Consider the following 20,384-nt stretch of genomic DNA (forward strand, 5'->3'; position numbering starts at 1 on the left):
AACGACGTTCACTGGCTTGTCGACCTTCGCCGCCGTCGGCGACCGGACGAAGAGGTTGTCGACCATCTAGGTGGTCGAAGCCCTGCCTGTTTCGCGTACCAGCTCAACGGATATTGGGCCATGAAATACAGGTCGCGCTCGACCGGGAGGCCAAGCCTGCCGTGCAGGGATCGGATCTCGGCCAAGCTAATGTAACCGAGTTCCGGTTGGCCAAGACCAAGATTGCAGAGGTTGAACAAATGATCCGAGTCCGCGGGATCGGCCTCGGTGATGAGCCAGGTGACGGCCGCGTCAGGCGTGAAAAGCTTGACGACGGGCTTCGGATCGATGTTCTCACCAGCAAAATTTCGTGAGTCATTGGCGAGAAGTTGGGCGAGTTGGTCTTCAGTGATGAGCGGTTCGGCCATGATGGCGTCCATTCAATGTCACTCTCCGATCGAGGGCGAGGAGGTGTTAGGCCGGCGCAACCAAAGCGGCGCGGTCAGGCCCTACACGGTTCGGCGCGGGCCGGGCTTGACCGTGCTGCGGCGTCGGCCAGCATTCCGCTGCCTTTTTGTCGAGCGGCGCATGAATGGAGAAAAGATGGCCGATGCTTCGGCGCAGGAACGATTGACTCCTAGATGGCGCATTTGACCTCGCAGCAGGCAATTTTTTGCCGCCGCCGCCGCGGTGAATGATCTGGGATGACCGGTCTACTGCATGGAAAGTTCGGGATACTTGCGCTTCCCGTGTGAGCAGGCTAAATACTGAACTGAATGGTTCAGTATTTAAGTACTCCCCTCGATCTCTCGTTTGCGGCGCTGTCCGATGCGACACGCCGCGGGATCATCGATCAGCTTGGGCGAGAGGACGCGTCGATCACCAGTCTCGCGGATAAGTTCCAGATGACGCTGACCGGCATGAAGAAGCACGTCCAGGTTCTTGAGCGGGCGGGGCTCGTCGTCACGCAGAAGGTCGGACGGGTGAGGACCTGCAGACTTGGGAAACGCGGCCTCACGGCGGAGGCCGAGTGGATCGAGGCGCATCGCAAGCTCTTTGAGGCCCGGTTCGAAGCATTGGACGAAATCATCAGCGAAATGAAACGGGAGGGAAGCGATGAATCAGCAAGTTAACAGTGCAGGTGGTGCGCAGAACCGCACGTCGGTCGAGCGCAGAGGGGATTGCGAACTCGTCGTGACGCGAACATTCGATGCGTCGCCGAACGCGGTTTATAGGGCGTGGAGCCAGCCGGAGCTATTCCAACGCTGGTGGGTGCCAAGATCGGTGTCCGGCGTTTTGCTCGTATCGTGCGATATGGACGTCCGCACCGGCGGCAAATATCGGCTGGAATTCGGCGCCGGCGGTTCGGACACCATGGTCTTTCACGGCAAATATCTCGAGGTGGTGCCGAACGAGCGCATCGTCTGGACCAACGACGAGGGCGAAGAAGGCGCGATCACGACTGTGACCTTCGAGGACCAGGGCGGGAAGACGCTACTGAATTTCCACGAGGTCTATCCGTCCAAGGAGGCGCTTGAGGAAGCACTGCAAGGCTCGGCGGCCGCATTGCCGGAGCAGCTTGAGCAACTCGACGAATTGCTTTCCTGCACAGGCGAGTAGCGCGTGTCGGGAACCTCACCTCGAGGGAGCGCCTGCTCTTGGAAAGTGACTCCACCGGCCCTTCTGGCCGGAGCGAAGGCGCAAAACCGCCGTTGTTCTCCACTTCAAGAGGTGCGTGAACCCGATCGCACAATTAGCTGGTCTGGCGTGCAGATACTGATCAAGGCCCGCGCCGAACGCCAGGTGACCGTTCTGCCAATCAAGGGCCAGGCTCGGGTTGCGCTGCGGGTCCTGGTATGGCGGCGAACAGGTCAGGCCAGAAGTTATAGAGGGCAAATACCGCAAGCGCGAGGATTAGGCCCACGTAGACGAAGCCAACCCAGCGCCGCACTGTTCCATAGTCAGCGATGCTCTTGGCGACCGGCTGCTCGCTGAACTCCTCGATTTCGGCCGGGGTTAGAATTGTATTCAGCGCCTGTTTCCAGACCCGGCGGGCGTTGCCCTGATTCTTGAAGAATTTGTGGTTGATGAACAGCTGGATCCCGTAGGAGAACGAAAGGAGCAAAATAGCGGCGAACGCCATCGCGCCTGCGATGTAGCGGTTCCCGACTTTCGTGGCATCGGGGAGAAGCTTCAGGCCGAATGGGACTGCGGCAAGTGCCGCGTCCTTCCACAGGCTGCTTGCGAGATCCTGCGCCTTCTGGCTCGCCTTTTGTGCTTCGTCGACAACTGTCTTGCGCAGCTCCGCCAATGCCTTCAGAGTCTCGCGGCTGCTCGATTGCACATAAGCGGCGTAGGCACCCTTCGCGGAGTCAAGACTTCCGTCGCCAAATTCAGCAAGCGCACTTTTCCTATGGCTCCGGGCCAGTTCATTGGCGAGGAGCAGATGGCGGGTATCCGTGTCGCGGCCCTCAGCGAACACCCACCCGGCTCCTGCCAACATACGGTCAAAGACCGTGCTTATTTGCGTCGGCGAAGGTGTGATGATGCACGAAGGTGGCCCACTGAAGTGATAGGCGATACCTACATCGGTCTCGGAGACCCGATTGGCGAGCGCGGCGAGCAGACGGGGGCCGGATAGCCCCTTCCAAGCTTCATATGCCGTGCTGGACTTTTTCGGTCCACTGCGCTGCAACCAGGGACGCAGATCTTCCGGCACGAGACGCACCCGCGTGAAATCGGTTGACAGGGTGCGAGGATCAGGCAGCGCCTCAGATGGAGCGTAGAGTTCGGGCGGCTCGTTGGTCCAGACCTGGAACCGGCTCCGGTATGTCGTGAAGGTCCCGTTTCCAGCCATGTCCGCTATCTGTACACAGTTGACGTCTTCGATCGCGTCAACCGCGTTGAGAAGGGAGTTGCCAAGGAACAGCCGGAGCTCACCCTCGACGGAGACCGTTTCCAAGACGACTCGAAATCTCGCATCCGACACCGGCGCGTCATCCTCAAGCTGTTCATCCGACTCGACATCCGTGATGACAATCGAGCCGATGAAAGGAGGTGGCGACCGGCGGAGATCAAGCCAGGCACTGCGGACTTCCGCATCGGACAGGGCGGCATGTAGGATCGCAAGACCCGACCGCTCGTCGATATCGGTCGGCTGCGCGGTCCGGACGATGAGGTCAGAGACGCGTGTCGGTGTCATCATAACTGACATCAAGCGGGTCGTTGATGATGATCCGGTTCGCCTCGACCGTGACGACCTTCTTCAGCTCGGAAGGCACCCGGATTTGAATCCCGTTTTTAGTACGATAGCGCAGCGTTGATGGCGGGCGGACGTTTGAGACGTCAAATTTGATTGGCGTTCCATCCAGTCGCTGCTTACGTAGCGCGCTCTGAAACTTAGCCACCAGCGGATGGTCCGGCGGCAGGGCTTGGCCAACCACGGTGTCGAGAAACGATTTCTGATCGTCTACGCCGACCTGCCCACCCGCGGACGCGGCATCGAATGTGCGTTTCGTCACCTCCTGATAGACCTGCGGTGATACGAGATCCCGGTTTTCGCGGATGACCTGCCGGGTCACATCGACCATCTTGCGCGTTGCCTCCGCGTCATCGAACTGACGCACGGCATCCAGGAAATTCTCGAAATAGCGCGCCACGTTTTGCTGGTTGCGGCGATCGAGGACCGTCAATTCCCCGCCCGCCTCGGTGAGTTTGACCAGCGCGGACTTCTGAAGCGCATCCCGGTTTTGGACAAAGGTCCGCTCAAGTGCGTCCAGGCTCACCTTCTTACGGCCGCCCCTTCCCTCCGCGAGCTCGTAGGTCAGCACCTTTTCGTCATCATATTTGAGGAGGGCGAAAAATTGCGCCCCGGCGGCAGCGAGTTGAAAGAGCAGAAACGCTCCGGCCGCAGCGCTGCCGCCATGGAGACGCTGAAAATCTTCTGCGAGCTTCTCGCTTTCGGTTTGGAAGTGCTTGGAATCCGTTGCGATGCGCCGCAGACGTTCACGCGTGGCGGAGGCGTCCGAGAACACATAGGGCAATCCGTTGTTCACGGAGCGGATGCGGTCGATGAAGAAATCCGAGAACCGACCGGGATTGATCTCCTCCAGCCACACCATGTCTTCTGGCCGTGGCCCTACAAGATGGAAAACCATTCGCTCGATTGAGACGGCGGAAACCTGATCACCTTCGAAAAAAGCCACGTTGATTCTCCCCCTAGTTCCCCGATCAAGTTAGCAGAAAATTCCCGCTCGGATCATCACAGTTGCAGTGAAGATCTGCGGCCAGAGCGATCAGTACGTCCGCGTAGAGTAGGAGCTCGGGTGCGAGTATGCAAAAAGATGCCGGTGTGAGTTGCGGGTCTTGCACGTTCGTGCATGACCGTGAGGAGGGCGATGTTCGGGGGTCTGCTTTGAACGCGCATATCGGCCATCCGCGCACGCATGGTTGAGGTCAACGATGCTCAAAGCTGAGCTTGGATGGGATCGGAGTAGTCAAGACTTGCCCCATCGGTCTTGACTCCGATGACGCATCGTCGGCGCGTGCCGCAAAAGCTGATGCCAAACGTTTTCGGACCGGGCAAATTCTTAGGGCGCAATCGTGTCCCATCTTACGAAACCAAGCTTTATCGGCTTGGCAGATTTCGGCGATCGATAAGGGGAAACAAACAATGGCCGACCAGCATCTCACCGTTGAATTTCTCACCGAACTTACCGCCGAGATAGTTAGCATATATGTCACAAAGAACCCGGTTCCGGTATCTGAACTTCCGAGCGTAATCGCGAGCGTCTTTCAGAGCTTGAGCAATCTTAATGGCCGACAAGAACCAACCGTTGAGCCGCTGAAGCCCAAGGTTCCCATCAAGAAGTCGGTCACGCGCGACTTCATCATCAGCCTGGAAGATGGGAAACAGTACAAGACCTTGAAGCGGCATTTGACCGCGCTGGGCTTGACCCCCGAGGGCTATCGCGCAAAGTGGTTACTCCCGGCAGATTACCCGATGGTGGCCGAAAGTTACGCGGAGCAGCGATCCGCACTGGCCAAGAAGCTCGGCTTGGGCAGGAAACCGGACCAGAAGCGCGGTCGCAAGCGCGGGGGCTCATCGTAGCTTGCAAGCTCGCAAGAGACAGATCGCACGAACGATCCAGCCTGCGTTGCGGCCGGGGTAGATGCTACCGAGCTCGAAGCAGGATTGGTGGCTTAGCCGATTGCCTTGGTCATGAAGTCTGAGAGTGGGGCGGGCTCGTATTGGCCAAAGAGCTTACAATAGACGTAGCTGAAATTCTCATAGAGCTTTCGAGCTGCAAGGCATCTGTGCCGGTTTCCAGAAATAGACACTTGAGGCCGATCCTATGCGCCTCATCTTCAATTGCCGTCAGTAGCCTGCGGGATATTCCGTTTTCTCGCCAAGCCGGCCGTACAAACATACTTTTGATCTCGCCGGTGCCATCGCTGTGACGTTTCAGCGCGCCGCGCCCTGTAAGATCCGCGCCCATCCTTGCCGTCCAGGACGTTATGTCGGGCTTGTCGAGCTGTGACAGGCTGAATGAATGGATACTCTGGGGCGGCAAATTGACCTGAGAATGGGCGATCCGTTCTTCGATCAACGCTGCATTATCAGCGCCGGCAGGTCGCTCGATCGAGATGGAAACAGGAAGCGTTCGTGTCATTTGTCGAGTAATCCGTGGAGCCTAACGGCTCGCATCCGATCCGGCTTAGCTTTGAGTCAGGAAAGGAAGCACCTCACTGTCGCATTTCTGACTTGCATCCCCTGCCCGTCGAAACGTCTTACGGAAACAACAATCGGTATGCAGTATACCAGCCTCTGCAACATCGTGATGTTGGCTTTCGGTTGAAATAAGATACCCCCAGCGTCAGACCCAGCCCTCGCACCGTGTAGAAAGTTTAGTTTTTTCAAAGCACTGACACGAAAGCGCAAGGTGCACGGATACGCTGCACCGTGCAAAACCCGGCAGAAAGCTGAGCAAAAACAACCGCCAGACCGAAGCGCACCGTGCGCGCTTTTATCCTGCCCTCTTATTTGGGGTGGATTTCGCGCCAGTATTCGCCATCGCCATTTCTCCTTCATAGCAGTAAATCGCTTGATATCACACGCCAGGGCGCGAGGTTCTGCGCAGTCGTCGAGATCAGGTACGCCGTGCACTCTTCCGGCTCATCGACGGGATAGCTGCGCTGCTTATTGTCAGCGCTCGAACCGTCGCGGCACATGTCGCTATCGGATTCACGGGGCAACATCACAGGCATTCGTGCGTGATCCGGCAGTGCCGGCCACAGGCAAGATATCGTGCTTCCCGTTTCTATCGGCCGTGTAAGCGTCCGGTCTCTGCACCCAGATTGAGTAGTGCATTTGCGCGGCATGTCGGGCTCCTTCGTAGCATGGAGGATCTCCGGTGAATTTGAGACATTTCGAGAACAAGGCGCGACAATCCTGGTGGGTAGTTCACGTCGAAGCGTGGTAGCGAAGGGAACGCCTCCGAGGTGGCGTTCAAAATCGGCTTCCGGTTCCCGTTTTCCTGCAACTCATAGAGGAACCGTCGCCGGCAAATGGCGCGGCTAGATTGCCCCATTCCCTGATCCGCTCGACCAGGGGATGTGACGGTTGCCCCGAGCCTTCATGGGTTGGAAATCCGGCCGTTGCCGATCGCGATCACCCTGCCGGCCATAGCGATTGTCGATGGCCGGTGAGCCACGATCACCCGGGTGATGCGAAGGTCCGCGAGCGCTCGATTGACGAGATACTCGTTGGTCTCGTCGAGATGGCATGTTGCTTCGTCCAGGAACAGGATACGTGGTTTGCGGTAGAGCGCGCGTGCAAGGAACAAGCGCTGCTTCTGTCCTCCGGAAAGCGCACTGCCCATATCACCGACAAGCGATTCATAGCCCATGGGCATCATCCGGATTTCGCCATCGATTGCCGCCAGGCGCGCGCACTCCTCGATCCACTCTTGATCGGCATGGGGATCGAAAGCAGCTATGTTTTCGATTAGCGTTCCAGTAAACAATTGGTCGTCTTGAAGAACGCAGCCTGTGATTTTTCGATAGTTGGATAGTCCCATATCGCGAATGTCACAGCCATCCAGGCAGACACGCCCTTGCGTGGGCTGAATCAACCCCGCAAGGATTTTTAGCAATGTGCTCTTTCCGCAGCCAGATGGACTGGTGATGGCGACGCTTTCGCCCGCTGCAATCGTAAGATTGATCCCCTCCAACACATCCGGTTCGCCGTCGCCATAGCGGAAACGAAGCCCATGCGCCTCAAGGCGGCCCGCCACGATGCCGATCGAAGTTCCAACCCGTGCGATGCCTTTGTGCGCTTCGGGTTCGGCGAGTGCGATGTCGCCTAGCCGTTCCCCTTGCAGCGACAGCATTTGCAGCTTGAAAATCATGTTGATCAGTTCGGTGACGCGACTGGTAAACTGCTCCTGATAGGAGGAGAACGCCATGAGCATGCCGACGGTCAGGTTGCCGTGGATCACTGCACGACTGCCCAGCCAGAGCATGAGAACCCGCCCAAAGCCGAACAGCAAACCGTTGATCCCATTGAAAACCATATCGAGCTTGTTCGTTTTGAGGCCGGCATTGACGGCGTCGACCAAGGTGTTTAGCCATGTGCTTTGGCGTCGTTCCTCCAAGCCCAGGGCCTTGACGCTGTTTGCGCCCCGAATTGACTCTATGAAATGGGTATTTTCTCGCGCGTGGTGCACGAGCTCCGCTTCGGTGGCTGAACGGTAGGGTCGGTAGAAAACAGCCCTGACCAGCACGTAAAGCCCGGTTGTGATCAAGGAAATGACAGCCAAGGGCGGGCTGTAGAGAAACATCATGGCCAGCATGCCCACAACCATCAGGCTGTCCATGATGGAGCTGACAAGATCCGTTGTCAGCGTATGCTGGATCGTCTGGATCGAACCGAAACGGGATACGATGTCACCGACATGACGCTTCTCGAACCATGACAGAGGCAGGCGCATCAGATGAGAGAACAGGCCTATATCCCATTGGATAGCAAACCTGGTCATCAGCACCATTGTCCCCCATGAGCGGACAAAGCCGATAGCCGTCTGCAAGAGGACCAACAGCGCCAAGCCTACGGTGACCACCGTGACTAGATCGAGGTCGGCACTGACGATGGCCTGATCAATGATCAATTGCAGACCAAGCGGCGAGAGAATGGCAAAGACCTCGAGGCAAAGGGCAAGCAGGAAAATCTGCGCCAAAGCCCGCTTGAGACCGACGACGCCCCGAAACAAGCTCACCAGCTGGAACCGATTCTGCTCCACTTTTGGCGAGAAGGATTGGGCAGGCCAGACTTCGAGGGCAACGCCGGTAAAACTCTGATTGAGTTCCTTGCGTGTGACATGACGGCGGCCCCGGGCCGGATCATGAATGATGGCCCCTTTGCCGATGACCTTGTCCAGGACAACGAAGTGGCTGAAATCCCAATGGAGGACACAAGGGGTCTTTAAATCGCGAAGATCATCGAGCGCGACTTGCACGGCCCGCGTCGAAAGAAAGAGCTCACTGGCGAGATCAGCGATGTTGTAGAGCGTCATGCCCTTCAGCGATGCGCTGAATCTGAGGCGCATGGTGCTGATGTCGATTTGATGCCCGTGGTGGGACGCGATCATTGCCAGGCTAGCAAGACCGCATTCAGCTGCCTCCGTTTGCAGGATCAACGGCAAGCGGGGCCTGAAACCGAAAGCGAGCCTTTCCAGAACCGTCACAGCCTGTCCCCGTGGCTGGAGAGGGCGCCACGCAGGCTGTAGAGCGGTTCAAGCAGCCATTGATAGATGGGCCTGGTGTCAAGGAACACATCAGCCTCAACCGCCATGCCTGGCCGGATAGGCTCTGCCTTTCCATAAGCGATGACATGATCTTGTTCCGGTCTGACGATGACCCGGTAGAGGCCTGCGGATGGATCGCTCGTCGGCGAAGCTCCCCTTTCGGGCAGGAAAATCGTATCGATGTCGCTCGGGCGCAAGCTGACACGGGAGAACCCCGCGACCGTTCCCGGGTGAAGGCCGAACTTCTGATAGGGGAAAGCCGCATAACGCAGCATCACCTTGGCATTTTCGTGCATGAAACCGATCACACTGCTTGATCCATAAAGATGGACTTCGAGCTTGGCTTCGCTCGGCAGGATCGACAACAGCGGCGCTCCAGCGGCAACGAACTGTCCGGATTGGACAAGAATGGCAGTCACATTCCCGGTTCTCGGCGTGGTGACGTCTATCTGCCTGCGCGCTTCACCCTCGACGAGATCGCGCTCGATGACGCTGATCTGTCTGCGCAACTGGCCGATGACAGATGCGGCCTTTGCATCAAAACCCGCCAGCTTCGTGCGCACCTCCGTCAATCTTTGCTCAAGGCGAATGGCTTCACGCCGAAGGTTCTCCCGTTCCTGTTCCTTTTGCATCCGGCTTTCCATCCGGGCAAAAGCCTCGCGCTGCAGGACAACGTGCCGGCGAACCAGTTCCTCGTATTTCTCGGAGATGGTTCGCAACACGGCGGCGTAATCGCCCGTGACCTTTATCTGGATCTGGACTTGATCGATCTCTCGAAGCAGGCCTTGCTCTTCCTTCGCCAGCCCAGCTTTCTCGATACTGTCCAGTTTTTGCTGGCGGATGATCTCGGCTTCCAGTTCGCTCCGCTGTTTGCGCAGCAGCACGGCTGCCGCTGCTTGTGTTTCGCCCAGAGACGTCATGCTGTCGGAGGTGATCGTATAGAGGGATTGTCCTTGGCGAACATCGCTGCCATCAGCAACGTTCAACGAGATCACACGGCCGGCATTGGGTGCAAAAACCCGTACGATCCCGGTGTTAGGCATGACAACCCCACCAAGGCGTACCCGGCGCGTATATTCTCCAAAAATTAGGTAGGTGCTGATTGCAAGAACGACAGCAACCCCTAGCGCGGCCGTGATCGAAACACGAAGCGGGCGCAGCAAAATGGTATGGCCCAACCAACCGTCTTTTTGGGAGGTAACGGCCTCCAATCGAAAAAGGGGCTCATCCAAATTTCACCCCAGATCACATGTAAGTCAGGCGCGCATCAACGGCCGGCTGAATAAACGATTGTGTAATATTATCGAATTCACCCCACGCTCACAATCAAATCTTTAGTCGACATATCGTGGAGATTTCGAGTAGAAATGATGAAGAGATCGATCTCCCACAAGAGATATTGACGAAGTAAATTTAGAAGAGCTAGAATTATCCGCTTGGCGTCTATGAACCAAGCCAATCTCGGAAAAGAAGCGCAGGAAATTGTTCGCATTCAAAGCAAATGAGGATCAATATGCGTGAATTGACAATTGAAGAGATGAACTTGGTCGCCGGCGGCCGGCGCGGCGGCGGGCATGGGGGTGGTCATGGTCATCACGGCCGATCTGGCGGCTCCTACGGATACTCCGGAACGCTCGCCGGCGTAACAAAGGGGTTTGACGGGACCGGAATTAGGACGGACTGTCATTACTCGACACCAGTTGGTGGATTTACCGTATCAATGGCCGGTTCTCACAATTGCGATCCAACATCGCCAGCACCGAAGGGTATCGGTGGAAGTGGTAGGTAACGGGACGCTGAAGAGTGCCTCGGCTACGGCTGGGGCATTTTTTTGAGGCAGACTCATGAAAATTAGACAAAACATAAAAATTTCCGATGGTGCGAGAACGCATATCTTAAGACACTATTTGGAACCCGAGGTCGACGATCCATCTAAACTTCGTTCGATCCCCACACTTCGTTATGTTTTGTGCTACAAAGATTCCTTCGGAAACCCTATAAAAGACGCCATCGTTGGCTATGTTCTTTTTAGAATGCCTGTCGAGAATATAACCAATGAAACAGTATTTTTAATGGATGGTGAGAATAAGTACTTTGCAATCGCTCTCCGCGAGGAAGATGGGTATTTTGAAGACGCGTTCTATACGTTGGAGCGTGAAGAGGGTATTAATTACCTTATAGTCGAAAACCGAAGCGCTGCTAAATCCTGAAACGAATATCTTAAGCGCTCCGCGCCGTTTGCCCTGGCGAACCGAGAATGACCGATAGAGAAAAGATGGTGTCAGCGCTCGACCTTATTGAGGCTGGATTAGCTACTGCGCTCGTGGCTGCTGTTTTCGCTACCGTCGCCGTACTTTTTGCTCGCACTGGGCATGCGACCGGGTTGAAGGACTTGTTTCGCGATCTGCAAGGCGATGTAACCGTCATGGCGGGCGTTGCCGGGCTCGTTTTGATAGGCCTGAGCTTCGGAATTGTATTGTTCGTCTGCATGGCGCTGACTACCAAGTCATGGCTGCATAGAATTGCTGGACGCCACATTGCCCATATTCTCGGGCGACTTCAGCGTTCATAGTTCTGGCGTCGGGAACAGCGCTGACATCCATTTCACGTTACACGATCGCGGTTTCCAGGGCGGTAACTCAAGGGCAACCAATCGACCCGCACAGAGATTTCCGAGCAACCCTCGGACGCGCAGCGTAGGGCGAGCCACCTCATCGACGGAGGCGGATATACGGTCTTACCGTCGATCGGCGCGGCCGCAGGCAGGATAACGTGCGTTCCTGGTCTACATCAGTCTTCATCCGCCGCAGCGGATCTACTTATCTCAGTTGGCGCCTGTCAGCGTGCCTGCGCCATGCATTTCAGCTGCCGACGCGCTGCTCATCGATACGCACTCAAAAGCTTGCGGGCCTTGCTGTACGCGCGCCGCGCGGTGTCGGTTTTGCCTGTAGTCGGATCGCCAACGTAGAATGTGCCGCCGCTTCACATGGCATACGTGATCACTGCCAGCTTGCGTGCCGCCGCGAAACGCGCCTTGGCCTACGCCAGATAGTAGTTCGAGCCCACAGCTCGTCAGAGCTTAAGCTACCGCGCCTCGATCCGCAGCGCAGTTAATGTCTCTGGCGTGATCGTCCCCGTGACCTTCAGACCGTAATCCCCCTGCATCCGCTGCAGCCCAGCCCTCATCTCGGGTCCCATCACACCATTGAGTTCGCCGTTATAGTAACCGAAGGCCAGCATCGCGAACTGCACCTCAAGTACGATCTCCTTGAACCTGTTTGCGTTGCCCGGAAGAGTCTTAAGGGGAGCAGGCGCTGTTGCGGTCGCCGGCGGCTGATAAGTCGGGGTAGTCGACGGCGCCGAATAGAGCGGGCTCGATGGCGCTACGTACGATGGCGACGGGCTATTGTAGACTGACGGTCGGTAGGAGTAGCCACCGGTCGATGAACGATGGCTACTGTGCGAGCTATGACTCCTGTGTGAACTATGGCTGCGGTGACCAGCCAATGTGTACACGTGATCCATCTTGAAGATGTCAAACAAGGACAGCGACTTACCTCCGTCAGTCAACATCGGCTTTGAAGGTAAGGCCTGCCCCTCTGTGGGCATGAAGCCTGCGGCCAACAGTGACGGTATCGCAAACAGGCGTTTTTTCATCAGACCCCACCCAAGCTCGCATAGCCGTGCTCGCGCGGGTGCCATTCAAAGAACCCGCCGCAGTCGCCTCTAAGACTGCAGTTTTTGCAGTCATCCATGTATGCCCGTTTCCAATCAGAAATCGTTGACGGCGCGAGATGCCGATACGGTCCAGGGACCGTGCAAAGCGGAAAATTGAAAAGCTGGACATCGATGCTGCGGCTTCGGGCAATGTCGATTGCCTGCGCCACTGTTTCAAAGCCAGTCGAGCTGTCAAAGAACAGACGGCTCCAGTTTTGCCGCGCGTAGCCGATGTTTTCCAGCTGCATGATCGCCCAAGTCTGGATGAACGGCACCGATGTCGTCAGATACCTGGCAAGCCTGGGCAAACCTTGGGCGTTCGGTTGCATGAGAACCGTACGCAACTCGATTTGAGCGCCAGCCCTACCCAGGAATGCCAAGCCTGATTGAAGCTTCTCAAAAGCCCCGGCCTTGCCTACGATCTCGTCGTGGATGGTGGGATCGGCTGAATAGAGCGGCACGCCCCAAACCACGCGACTTCTGTCCAGAGCAAGCATCACTTCACGGTCAGCACTCTCAAAATGCTGGCCATTCGTAAGCACATGGAACCGCAGATCTTCTCGGGCCAGCATAACGCGAGCCAAAAACCCCAATAATTGGGCCTTGAACAACGTAGGCTCACCTCCCGAAATCCCGATCGTAGCCCCCTCGGGAGCCAGCATTGCCGCGGTTTCAAAATGCTCGAACAGATCGACATGCTGCTTCTTCGGCGGTTGCGAGCACATCACACAGAGCTGATCGCAGCGCTCCGTTACCAAGAACGTGTTGTGGGGAGATGTGCTTCGGATCAGGCGATCCGCGGTTCCACGCCGTGGATTGACGAGTAGCACATCGCCATCGACTTCCGACGGATCGATACCCAAAATTCGAACAGAACCGCCCTCGCCCACATATTCGGCAGCTTCAGCCCCTGCAGTTTCCAGACTGACATCGAAGGCACTTGTATTCGCGCGTACGTCGACGCTGTCCGTGCCTTCGAACGACCGGAGCCGTATCACAAATGGCTGTGTTGCTTGCGTTTCGGCTTTGATGCGGAGCGGTATCATGAATGCACCGTGACCATGCTTGGGTCCCAGCTCCCGATACCCAGCCAGGCGGCAACTGAGGCTCGAGCTGCGTCGTCCTGACGGTAGATCACCTCAAAAACCTTGTCGAAAATCGCGAGGTGTCGGCCACAGAACCAGGTGTCATGACGCGGCATGTCGATACGACCATACCGGGAGATGTCATCGATTACGTCGGAACCGCAGAACGGCTGGTACGCGCAATGAATGCAGTCCGGGTCGAAGTGATTGAAGGCACCGGAATTCAGGACCTCGACCTTCGATCTATCGATGCCCGTGATCACATCCCCGATGCTGAGGTCTATGCGGCCGATCCTTGACAGCATGCGAGCCTCGTCCGTCGGATAGAACCGTCCATCATGATCGATGACGAGATAGTCCGAAGCGAAGAACCCTGGATTGCGGATATCGACATGGTTGTCGGCTCCGAAGCGAAGAACCCGTTTCAGGCACTGGCTGAAATAGTATTCCTCCATAAAGCGCCCGGTACGATGATTGCGGTCGATCAGGCGGTCGATGAACTGTGAGTGGAGCTTGTTCCAGCGCCCCAATGCGTCCGCGCCTTGATCGAGTTTTCGGGCGAATCCTTGATGATTTATCGGCCGCAGGTAGACGGACTTGATCCCATACCGTTCGTAGCTGTCGAGAAGTCCCTCGAGATTCGGCGGCGAAGAGACGTCAATCGTCGGCAGAGCCGAGATTTTTCCCTCAGGATAACGTTCAACGGCAGCTTCGAGATTTGCGAAGAAGGCCTCGGTGCGGTCCTTGTCACGCGTCCGCTGACGCTCGTGGGTTGTCGCATCCCCGTCGAGCGAAGTGCTGATGAAGGTGTCATCCGCGTCGAGGAAAGCCCACGCTCGTTCATCAAGGTTCTGGAGGTTGGTGCAGACCACGAACTGCGCGCGGGCAAACTTGCCGCGGCAAAAGTCGCGTACGATCTCGAGCAGGTCGATGCGCAGCAGCGGCTCGCCACCTTGGAATTCAATTTTGATCTCTGGGCTTTCGATGGAACCCAGGAAAGCAAGGACGGCGGCCAAGGTTTCGTCGGTCCAATCAAAGCCGCGTGCCTTTTCCGGAGCCCGGGACACTTGGCAGTAACCGCACGCGAGGTTGCACCGGAGTGTCGGCACCAAGATCACGTAGTTGAGCTGCTGTGGTTTCGATTGTCGTTGCGACCACCGATAGGCAAACGATATCCAGGATAGATCGAGTTCGTCATTGAACGCATGGCCGCCCTCTCTCAGGAACGTCTGGTCCCCAACGTTTAATGCGTCGCTGGCATAACGGCCGAGGAAGCTGTCGTTCGACATGAAGAAGCCGCCGGCATCGTCAGCAAACAGAATTCTGCCGTCTGTGAGCTCGCGGAACTTAAGTGGCCAGACGTTCATCGCGAGGTCACAGCAGCAATCAAATTTGCCCTGAGGGGCAACGTCTCGGTGTAAATCTTCTCTCGATAGAGGGTATGCAGGAACGCACGCCGAAGATCAGCGACCTTTGAGTGGTCGCCGCATAAGATAGCGACTGCTCCGTGTTCCACCTGGACTTCAAGTTCGGGGAATTGAATTTGGAATTTGACAGCGGCGTTCAAAACAAAGGCTTCGAATTGCGGCGCAACAACAACCGTCAGAATAGAATCCGACTCTGAAACGATAATACCCACAGCCCACTCTCCCCAACAGGGATAGTGCACGTGTTATGTTTGCAATCAAGTGACGGAGATGAGGCCAGAGACAATGAATTGCCAGCTGCCGAGCAGTTTCAACAACAATTACGGAAACTCAGCTTGCACTGCAAAGCGGATACGCTGTCCCTCTAACACTCTAGGGCTTAGGGATTGTAGTTCTCAGCCGAAGTGGTGACAACCCGCTGATCCCAGCCGCAAGATCGTTAGCTACTGCGAGCTCATTCCACCCAGATCCCATCCCGTCGGAGCCGCTGGCTGGTCGTCGGGTATCCGATATTGCGTTGGTGCTAACAGTACCGCGTCTCATTGACCGCCACTTCTTTTTAGAAACGCGTCATCCAAGATTAAGTGGTCCAGCCTTTTGCGGGATTCTTCCGCATGCAATCTTACGCCAGGGTTTTCTTCTATAGCTCTGCCGTACCAATATCGTGCAGCATGTAGATCACCCAGCATTTCGTAGCATTGCCCCAATTTTTCTCCGAGATATCCAGCATCCAACGAAGGATCACCATCGGCCATAAACAGATATATCTTAATTGCATCCTGCGGCCTCCCCACAGAAACCATTTCTGCGGCAGATCTTTCTAGAGAATTTAAATCATATTTCATGATCATACCAATATATCATCGTGGGGCTGTCGGGTTAATAACCTCAATATGCACGTTTATATGAGCCGGCGACCAAGGGGCTTCAAAATTAATATGCGGGCCGTCATTTGGAGGGCGATCTCCATACTGCCCAGGATACAAATCAAATCGCAATTTCATCCCATTTGGAAATAGGAACTGCGCAGCCCCCTTTGGCGTCGGTTGGAACCGAGGAGCACCACCACCCGCAGCTTCAAGCCTAGAAGCCAGATCTTGCACGGCCGGGGGACAAACAGAGCCGGCCAAACCAAGTGGATCGATAAAACTGACAGGATTTCCACCAACATAGGCGTAGAGATTTCCTGCCGGATTAATAAGTTCTCCGATCGGATCCCTTGAAAGCCACTGTCCAACAATCGGATTATATGCCCGAAAGAGGGTAAGATCTAACCCATTATCGGGACTGCTGAACATCTTTGCATAGCCGAACTCAGTGAGTGGTGCAGCGGCCTGCAGCGGAACACCATAGGGATCGTAGCTGTAAGCTGGTGCGTCGGAGGCATTTTTGAACACTCTCCGTATCGAGCCAATTTGATCGATCCCATAATAGAAGGTTTGGGCCGAGGCTCCGGGAACAAATTCACCTTCAGGATAGTGCTGCCGGGTCACTGCATTGGCTGCGTTTCGGGCCTGACAGATGGCGCTGCCACACCAGATATAAGAGGTGACGACAGAAGCGCCACCGCCTGCTGGCGCACTGGTGATTGTCGTACGGCGCCCAAGTGCGTCATAGGCGAATATCGTAGCCTTGCCTGGTTGATCGGGGTAGGCGATCTCGATCAATCGATCTTCCGCATCCCAGCTATAGGTTCGTTGGCCGTCAGACAAAAGGTTGCCGTTAGCGTCCCAGATCAGCGCCTGACCCGAAAGACTGGTGAGCTGATTGAGATTGTTGTAGGCGGCGATTTGTGCGCCTGCCGAAGAGTACGCGGGGGATACGTCACTCGTTTCGGTTACTTTGGTTACGAAATTCTCAGGAGTGGTGACGTAATCGTATGTCGAGTACTGGCCGACCGAGAGACCGACATTGCTGATTTGAGACAACCGTCGATCGCCAGAGTTGGGCAGGTAATTCCAACTCGTTGCCAGTGTACTGCTTGCAAGCCTTCGCGACGTGATCTGGGCTGTTTGACCCAGATAGCCGAGAGTAAACGAACCAAGGTCACTAGCGTGAGAGGTTAGCCTCCCAAGGACATCATACCCGAACGTCTCAGCACCCGCCCCCTGGACGGTGCGCGTGGCTACCCGGTTCAATGCGTCATAGGCATACTCGATCGTGCTATCGGCTAGCGGCCCACCCTCCTGCTTGAGATTCAAAGCGCCCAATGAACCTACTGGGTAGTAATCATAGGATGTCGTGCTGCCGTTACTCGTCGTTGAAGCCAGGCGCAGGAAATACGGATCGTAGGCGAGTACTACATTTGGTGTTGAGTGTATGGCGTTCAGATAGCTGATAGCTGCAATTTGATTGTCGCCGGTGTAGCTGTACTGTTTTGATTGCCCAAGTGCGTCGAGAGTGGACCTGAGGCGGCTCGTTGTATTTTCATACGTATAGGTGAGCGTACCATTATCTGCATAGGTCTTCTGGCTGAGCCGACCCTCCACATCGTAGGACCAACGTGTGATGTTGTTCTTAGGATCGGTGAGGCTCGAGAGATTGCCAATGCGACTATAGCCAAACAGCACGCGTTGGCCGAGCGGATCTGTCACCGATGTCAATCGCCGATTGGCATCATAACGATATGTCCACTGGCGGCCTTCACGGTCACGATAAGATGCGAGATCGAGCTTGTCGTAGGCGTACTGATCGCTTGTGCCATCAGGATAAGCAATCTTTGTTAGGCGATCTGCGGCATCATAATCGTAGGTTGCGATCCACCCTTCTGAGTCCGTGAATGTCCTTATCCGCTCGAAGCTATCGTAGGTGTAGAACGCTGCGGTCGCATTGTTGGCGTTGATAACCTCGATCAGCCGGCTGGACGCGTTGTATCGATAGCTCGTCTTCTCGCCGAGAGGGTTCGTGGCCGAGGTTAGCTGCCCTGCGTTGTTATACGTGTAAGTGGTAATTTGTCCGGAAGCGTCCGTATAGATCACCGGACGATGACGGGTGTTGTAAACGTACTGCGCGATGGTTTGCTGAACGCCGAATTCAGTCGTCTGGCTGATAGAGGTCAGGTCAATCTGGTTGGCGTATGTATAGTTCGTTGTCCGCCCAATTGGATCGATCGCCTGGGTGAGATTGAAAAAGCCACCCGTGTCGTAAGAATAGCGGCTGACCTGGCTGGTTCCGTCATCCAACACCCGCCCGATCGCGATCGGTTTGCCAAAAGTTCCCCCGTAAGCACTGAGGGATTGACCCGGATAGTTATACCAGATCCGATTTTCAGAGGGGTATTTGACACTCTCGATCGCCGTCCCTTTGATCGAGGTGTCCGGCATATGAACGAAGTGCCGGATTCTAGCCTTGGTATAGTCGCAGCCGCCGCCAGAGGTGCATCCTGCCGCGACGTAGGCATCCTTGTCCCAATGGAAGCTGTTTCGATACTTTAGGTATTGATTGAGCGGGGCGAGCGGCATTCCTTGCGGCACGGTCGCCGCCGGATCGCTCTCGGGAATGGGCGCAGGCTCAAGCCACTCTTCACGTTCGTGGTAGCCTAGCGGGTCCGTTACTTCAACGAAACGAGGCGGGCCACTTGATCCCGGGGCAGTGTAGGCGAACTTTGTGGTGCCATAGGGAGTCGTCAGGGCGTTGATGAGGGAGTTGTCATCATAGCTGACACTCGATGTCAGGCCGATCGTGTCAGTGATCGATTTCAGGCGCGCGTTTCCGTCATATGCCAGAACAGCGCTGCGCCCAAAGGGATCCGTGATCTTGGTTATGAGCAAAGGGGATGTCGCCAACTCATAACTAAATGTGGTTAAGCGCCCGACAGCATCGGTCAGTGAAATAAGCCGGAACTGGCCATCGTAATTCAGAGTGGCCGCGTTGCCTTGCGGATCGATCACCCTGCTCAGAAAAATTCGCCGAGGATAGGCAGCGGCCCCGTCAGACTGCGCATAGATTTCAACGCTACCGTCAGGCATGAGATGGCGGTAGGTGATTGGAGAACCAGACGCGCGTACCAAGATGGATCCATCGCCATCCTGCGCAGCAAATCTTCCGTTCCTAGCCTGGTAGCCGAGATAGAAGAACGTGGTCCCATCTCGCAGGTAGGATGAGACGTTGGCGCCTGGATTCGTCGGATCATCCGTTACATAGCTCAGCCAGTTCAACGACCATTTTGGACTGATGTTGAAGAAGTTAAAGTTCGCGGGCTGGCTGTCCTGCCGTTGATTGTAGCTGATCTCGACCATCGCCGACGGGCCAATTGGTGGATTGTAGCCCACTGGCCGATCGGTGATCGTGACCGCGACACTCGCTTCTTTGATGTTATAGAAACACAGGCCACAGCCGCCATTAGGTCCACGTCCGCCAGCACCAGCACCTCCGCCACCACCAGCACCGCCACCACCAGCACCGCCGCCGCCAGCACCGCCACCACCGCCACCGCCAGCACCGCCACCACCGCCGCCGTTGGCATCTGGATCATTGTTGCCACCTGGTCTGTCACCATTGGTCGGCCCCTTCCCCCAAACCGAAGCGGCTTCAAAGGGTTCGACATCCCGCCATTGTTTGGCGGGGTCCAAATCTTGCGGAACAAGGTAATATCCACTTGCCTCGGTATCCAGCGCAGCCTTGGTCACCCAGAGGTCAGTTCCGGAAAACACAGAATCCCTAACGTGGTATCTTCCGTTCGCCTCACCAACGATGGCTGCGAAATGCCCTACTTTCCAATGCACGATTGACGGAACGGGAACTGGCTCACCCGGCCTGCGTATGACCAGCCGATGCGCGAATCCGGCATCGTCGGCGAGACGACCGACTTCGGCCAAGTTGGTTCCGTTGGGCCCGGCTTTATACCACTGCAGAGGATCAGCCTTCTCAAAGCTGACCTTGCGAGCCAACAGCAACTGCTTCAGCGCAAGGGGACCGCAGATGAACAGGTGTCGCGGATCCCGCGTGGTAAGCGCCAGTTGCTCGCTTGCACTTTGAATTGTCTCCGTTGCGGAGCCTGCAATTGGACGATCCCCGATGTCGCGAAACAGCGCTGCGAGCTCGTCTGTCTTGCCCAAGTTTGCGTAGAGCTGTGCAAGCTCTCCAACGGCTCGATCAACCAATGCCCTGGCGCGCGGCTCCCTCGAACTCTTTCCTGCGACCCATGCAGACTGCCAGGCGTGGATCGCCTTCGAAAAGTGGCCATCGTGGAGGTAAGACAGCCCAAGGTTGGCCCAAATCGCGGATGCCCAGCGGGAGTGCGGGTTGGATTCCAGGAACGCGACCAAATCGCCGTAGTTGGCCAGATCTGTCCTCTGATTGTAGGCATTCAAGGCATGCCGCAAGGCTGCATCTTCGGCAGAACTGGTGGCTTCAGTCGCCACGAGCGGTTC

At 56.2% G+C, this 20,384-nt stretch carries 17 protein-coding genes; 5 read left to right on the plus strand and 12 right to left on the minus strand.

What is annotated here, in order from left to right:
* Positions 1-8: 8 nt before the first annotated feature.
* Positions 9-407, minus strand: a complete 399-nt coding sequence (locus QFZ88_RS02440; RefSeq protein WP_024925264.1) for a DUF2958 domain-containing protein — start codon at positions 405-407, stop codon at positions 9-11.
* 348 nt (positions 408-755) lie between these two features.
* Here QFZ88_RS02440 and QFZ88_RS02445 point away from each other — a divergent pair, with 348 nt between their 5' ends.
* On the plus strand, positions 756-1,112 hold the full coding sequence (locus QFZ88_RS02445) for an ArsR/SmtB family transcription factor (protein ID WP_024925265.1): 357 nt from the start codon (positions 756-758) through the stop codon (positions 1,110-1,112).
* Positions 1,096-1,599 (plus strand): SRPBCC family protein, encoded by a 504-nt coding sequence (locus tag QFZ88_RS02450; RefSeq protein WP_024925266.1) that lies wholly within the window; start codon positions 1,096-1,098, stop codon positions 1,597-1,599. The genes QFZ88_RS02445 and QFZ88_RS02450 overlap by 17 nt, the downstream gene beginning before the upstream one ends.
* A 199-nt stretch (positions 1,600-1,798) precedes the next feature.
* Here the strand turns inward: QFZ88_RS02450 and QFZ88_RS02455 are convergent, their stop codons facing one another.
* Together QFZ88_RS02455 and QFZ88_RS02460 are read right to left on the minus strand one after the other, a co-directional pair.
* On the minus strand, positions 1,799-3,184 hold the full coding sequence (locus QFZ88_RS02455; protein ID WP_024925267.1) for a hypothetical protein: 1,386 nt from the start codon (positions 3,182-3,184) through the stop codon (positions 1,799-1,801).
* Entirely contained in the window at positions 3,159-4,184 is a 1,026-nt protein-coding gene (locus QFZ88_RS02460; protein WP_179654191.1) for a nucleoid-associated protein, read from the minus strand. Before QFZ88_RS02460 ends, QFZ88_RS02455 begins: the two co-directional genes overlap by 26 nt.
* Before the next feature lie 467 nt (positions 4,185-4,651).
* On the opposite strand from QFZ88_RS02460, the gene QFZ88_RS02465 reads away from it, so the two are divergent.
* Positions 4,652-5,089, plus strand: a complete 438-nt coding sequence (locus QFZ88_RS02465) for a MucR family transcriptional regulator (protein ID WP_024925269.1) — start codon at positions 4,652-4,654, stop codon at positions 5,087-5,089.
* A 109-nt stretch (positions 5,090-5,198) separates the two neighbouring features.
* On the opposite strand, the gene QFZ88_RS02470 is transcribed toward QFZ88_RS02465, so the two are convergent.
* The 3 genes from QFZ88_RS02470 to QFZ88_RS02480 all read right to left on the minus strand — a co-directional run bounded on the left by QFZ88_RS02470 (position 5,199) and on the right by QFZ88_RS02480 (position 10,015).
* On the minus strand, positions 5,199-5,651 hold the full coding sequence (locus QFZ88_RS02470) for a GNAT family N-acetyltransferase (protein ID WP_081766935.1): 453 nt from the start codon (positions 5,649-5,651) through the stop codon (positions 5,199-5,201).
* Between the two features lie 963 nt (positions 5,652-6,614).
* A complete protein-coding gene (locus QFZ88_RS02475) occupies positions 6,615-8,723 on the minus strand; it encodes a peptidase domain-containing ABC transporter (protein WP_024925270.1) in 2,109 nt (702 codons plus the stop codon).
* A complete protein-coding gene (locus QFZ88_RS02480; protein ID WP_137900814.1) occupies positions 8,720-10,015 on the minus strand; it encodes an HlyD family secretion protein in 1,296 nt (431 codons plus the stop codon). Before QFZ88_RS02480 ends, QFZ88_RS02475 begins: the two co-directional genes overlap by 4 nt.
* Before the next feature lie 612 nt (positions 10,016-10,627).
* Between QFZ88_RS02480 and QFZ88_RS02485 the strand changes: the two genes are divergently transcribed.
* The gene (locus QFZ88_RS02485) at positions 10,628-10,993 is read left to right on the plus strand and encodes a hypothetical protein (RefSeq protein ID WP_137900815.1); all 366 of its coding nucleotides are present in this window, start codon (positions 10,628-10,630) and stop codon (positions 10,991-10,993) included.
* 47 nt (positions 10,994-11,040) lie between these two features.
* On the plus strand, positions 11,041-11,355 hold the full coding sequence (locus QFZ88_RS02490) for a hypothetical protein (protein ID WP_024925272.1): 315 nt from the start codon (positions 11,041-11,043) through the stop codon (positions 11,353-11,355).
* 512 nt (positions 11,356-11,867) lie between these two features.
* Here the strand turns inward: QFZ88_RS02490 and hxsA are convergent.
* From hxsA to QFZ88_RS02520, 6 genes are all read right to left on the minus strand, one after another.
* Entirely contained in the window at positions 11,868-12,440 is a 573-nt protein-coding gene (hxsA, locus tag QFZ88_RS02495) for a His-Xaa-Ser repeat protein HxsA (RefSeq protein ID WP_036255203.1), read from the minus strand.
* Positions 12,440-13,546 carry a His-Xaa-Ser system radical SAM maturase HxsC gene (gene hxsC, locus QFZ88_RS02500; protein ID WP_024925273.1) on the minus strand — a complete coding sequence of 369 codons (1,107 nt, stop codon included), beginning with the start codon at positions 13,544-13,546 and terminating at the stop codon, positions 12,440-12,442. The genes hxsA and hxsC overlap by 1 nt, the downstream gene beginning before the upstream one ends.
* Positions 13,543-14,952, minus strand: coding sequence for a His-Xaa-Ser system radical SAM maturase HxsB (hxsB, locus tag QFZ88_RS02505; RefSeq protein WP_024925274.1), 1,410 nt, complete (start codon positions 14,950-14,952; stop codon positions 13,543-13,545). The genes hxsC and hxsB overlap by 4 nt, the downstream gene beginning before the upstream one ends.
* Positions 14,949-15,224 carry a hypothetical protein gene (locus QFZ88_RS02510; protein WP_024925275.1) on the minus strand — a complete coding sequence of 92 codons (276 nt, stop codon included), beginning with the start codon at positions 15,222-15,224 and terminating at the stop codon, positions 14,949-14,951. Before QFZ88_RS02510 ends, hxsB begins: the two co-directional genes overlap by 4 nt.
* A 327-nt stretch (positions 15,225-15,551) precedes the next feature.
* Positions 15,552-15,863, minus strand: coding sequence for a tetratricopeptide repeat protein (locus QFZ88_RS02515; protein WP_081766936.1), 312 nt, complete (start codon positions 15,861-15,863; stop codon positions 15,552-15,554).
* Between the two features lie 9 nt (positions 15,864-15,872).
* Positions 15,873-20,375 carry an RHS repeat-associated core domain-containing protein gene (locus QFZ88_RS02520; RefSeq protein WP_137901404.1) on the minus strand — a complete coding sequence of 1,501 codons (4,503 nt, stop codon included), beginning with the start codon at positions 20,373-20,375 and terminating at the stop codon, positions 15,873-15,875.
* Between the last annotated feature and the right edge of the window lie 9 nt (positions 20,376-20,384).

Origin of the sequence: Mesorhizobium sp. YL-MeA3-2017 (genome assembly GCF_030814575.1) — a bacterium.
Taxonomy (GTDB): domain Bacteria; phylum Pseudomonadota; class Alphaproteobacteria; order Rhizobiales; family Rhizobiaceae; genus Mesorhizobium; species Mesorhizobium terrae.

What these genes read in the sequence shown, in the direction of transcription:
- QFZ88_RS02440 (WP_024925264.1), bottom strand. Translation starts at nt 407, where the DNA reads ATGGCCGAACCGCTCATCACTGAAGACCAACTCGCCCAACTTCTCGCC.
- QFZ88_RS02445 (WP_024925265.1), top strand. Translation starts at nt 756, where the DNA reads ATGGTTCAGTATTTAAGTACTCCCCTCGATCTCTCGTTTGCGGCGCTG.
- QFZ88_RS02450 (WP_024925266.1), top strand. Translation starts at nt 1,096, where the DNA reads ATGAATCAGCAAGTTAACAGTGCAGGTGGTGCGCAGAACCGCACGTCG.
- QFZ88_RS02455 (WP_024925267.1), bottom strand. Translation starts at nt 3,184, where the DNA reads ATGATGACACCGACACGCGTCTCTGACCTCATCGTCCGGACCGCGCAG.
- QFZ88_RS02465 (WP_024925269.1), top strand. Translation starts at nt 4,652, where the DNA reads ATGGCCGACCAGCATCTCACCGTTGAATTTCTCACCGAACTTACCGCC.
- QFZ88_RS02470 (WP_081766935.1), bottom strand. Translation starts at nt 5,651, where the DNA reads ATGACACGAACGCTTCCTGTTTCCATCTCGATCGAGCGACCTGCCGGC.
- QFZ88_RS02485 (WP_137900815.1), top strand. Translation starts at nt 10,628, where the DNA reads ATGAAAATTAGACAAAACATAAAAATTTCCGATGGTGCGAGAACGCAT.
- QFZ88_RS02490 (WP_024925272.1), top strand. Translation starts at nt 11,041, where the DNA reads ATGACCGATAGAGAAAAGATGGTGTCAGCGCTCGACCTTATTGAGGCT.
- hxsA (WP_036255203.1), bottom strand. Translation starts at nt 12,440, where the DNA reads ATGAAAAAACGCCTGTTTGCGATACCGTCACTGTTGGCCGCAGGCTTC.
- hxsC (WP_024925273.1), bottom strand. Translation starts at nt 13,546, where the DNA reads ATGATACCGCTCCGCATCAAAGCCGAAACGCAAGCAACACAGCCATTT.
- hxsB (WP_024925274.1), bottom strand. Translation starts at nt 14,952, where the DNA reads ATGAACGTCTGGCCACTTAAGTTCCGCGAGCTCACAGACGGCAGAATT.
- QFZ88_RS02515 (WP_081766936.1), bottom strand. Translation starts at nt 15,863, where the DNA reads ATGATCATGAAATATGATTTAAATTCTCTAGAAAGATCTGCCGCAGAA.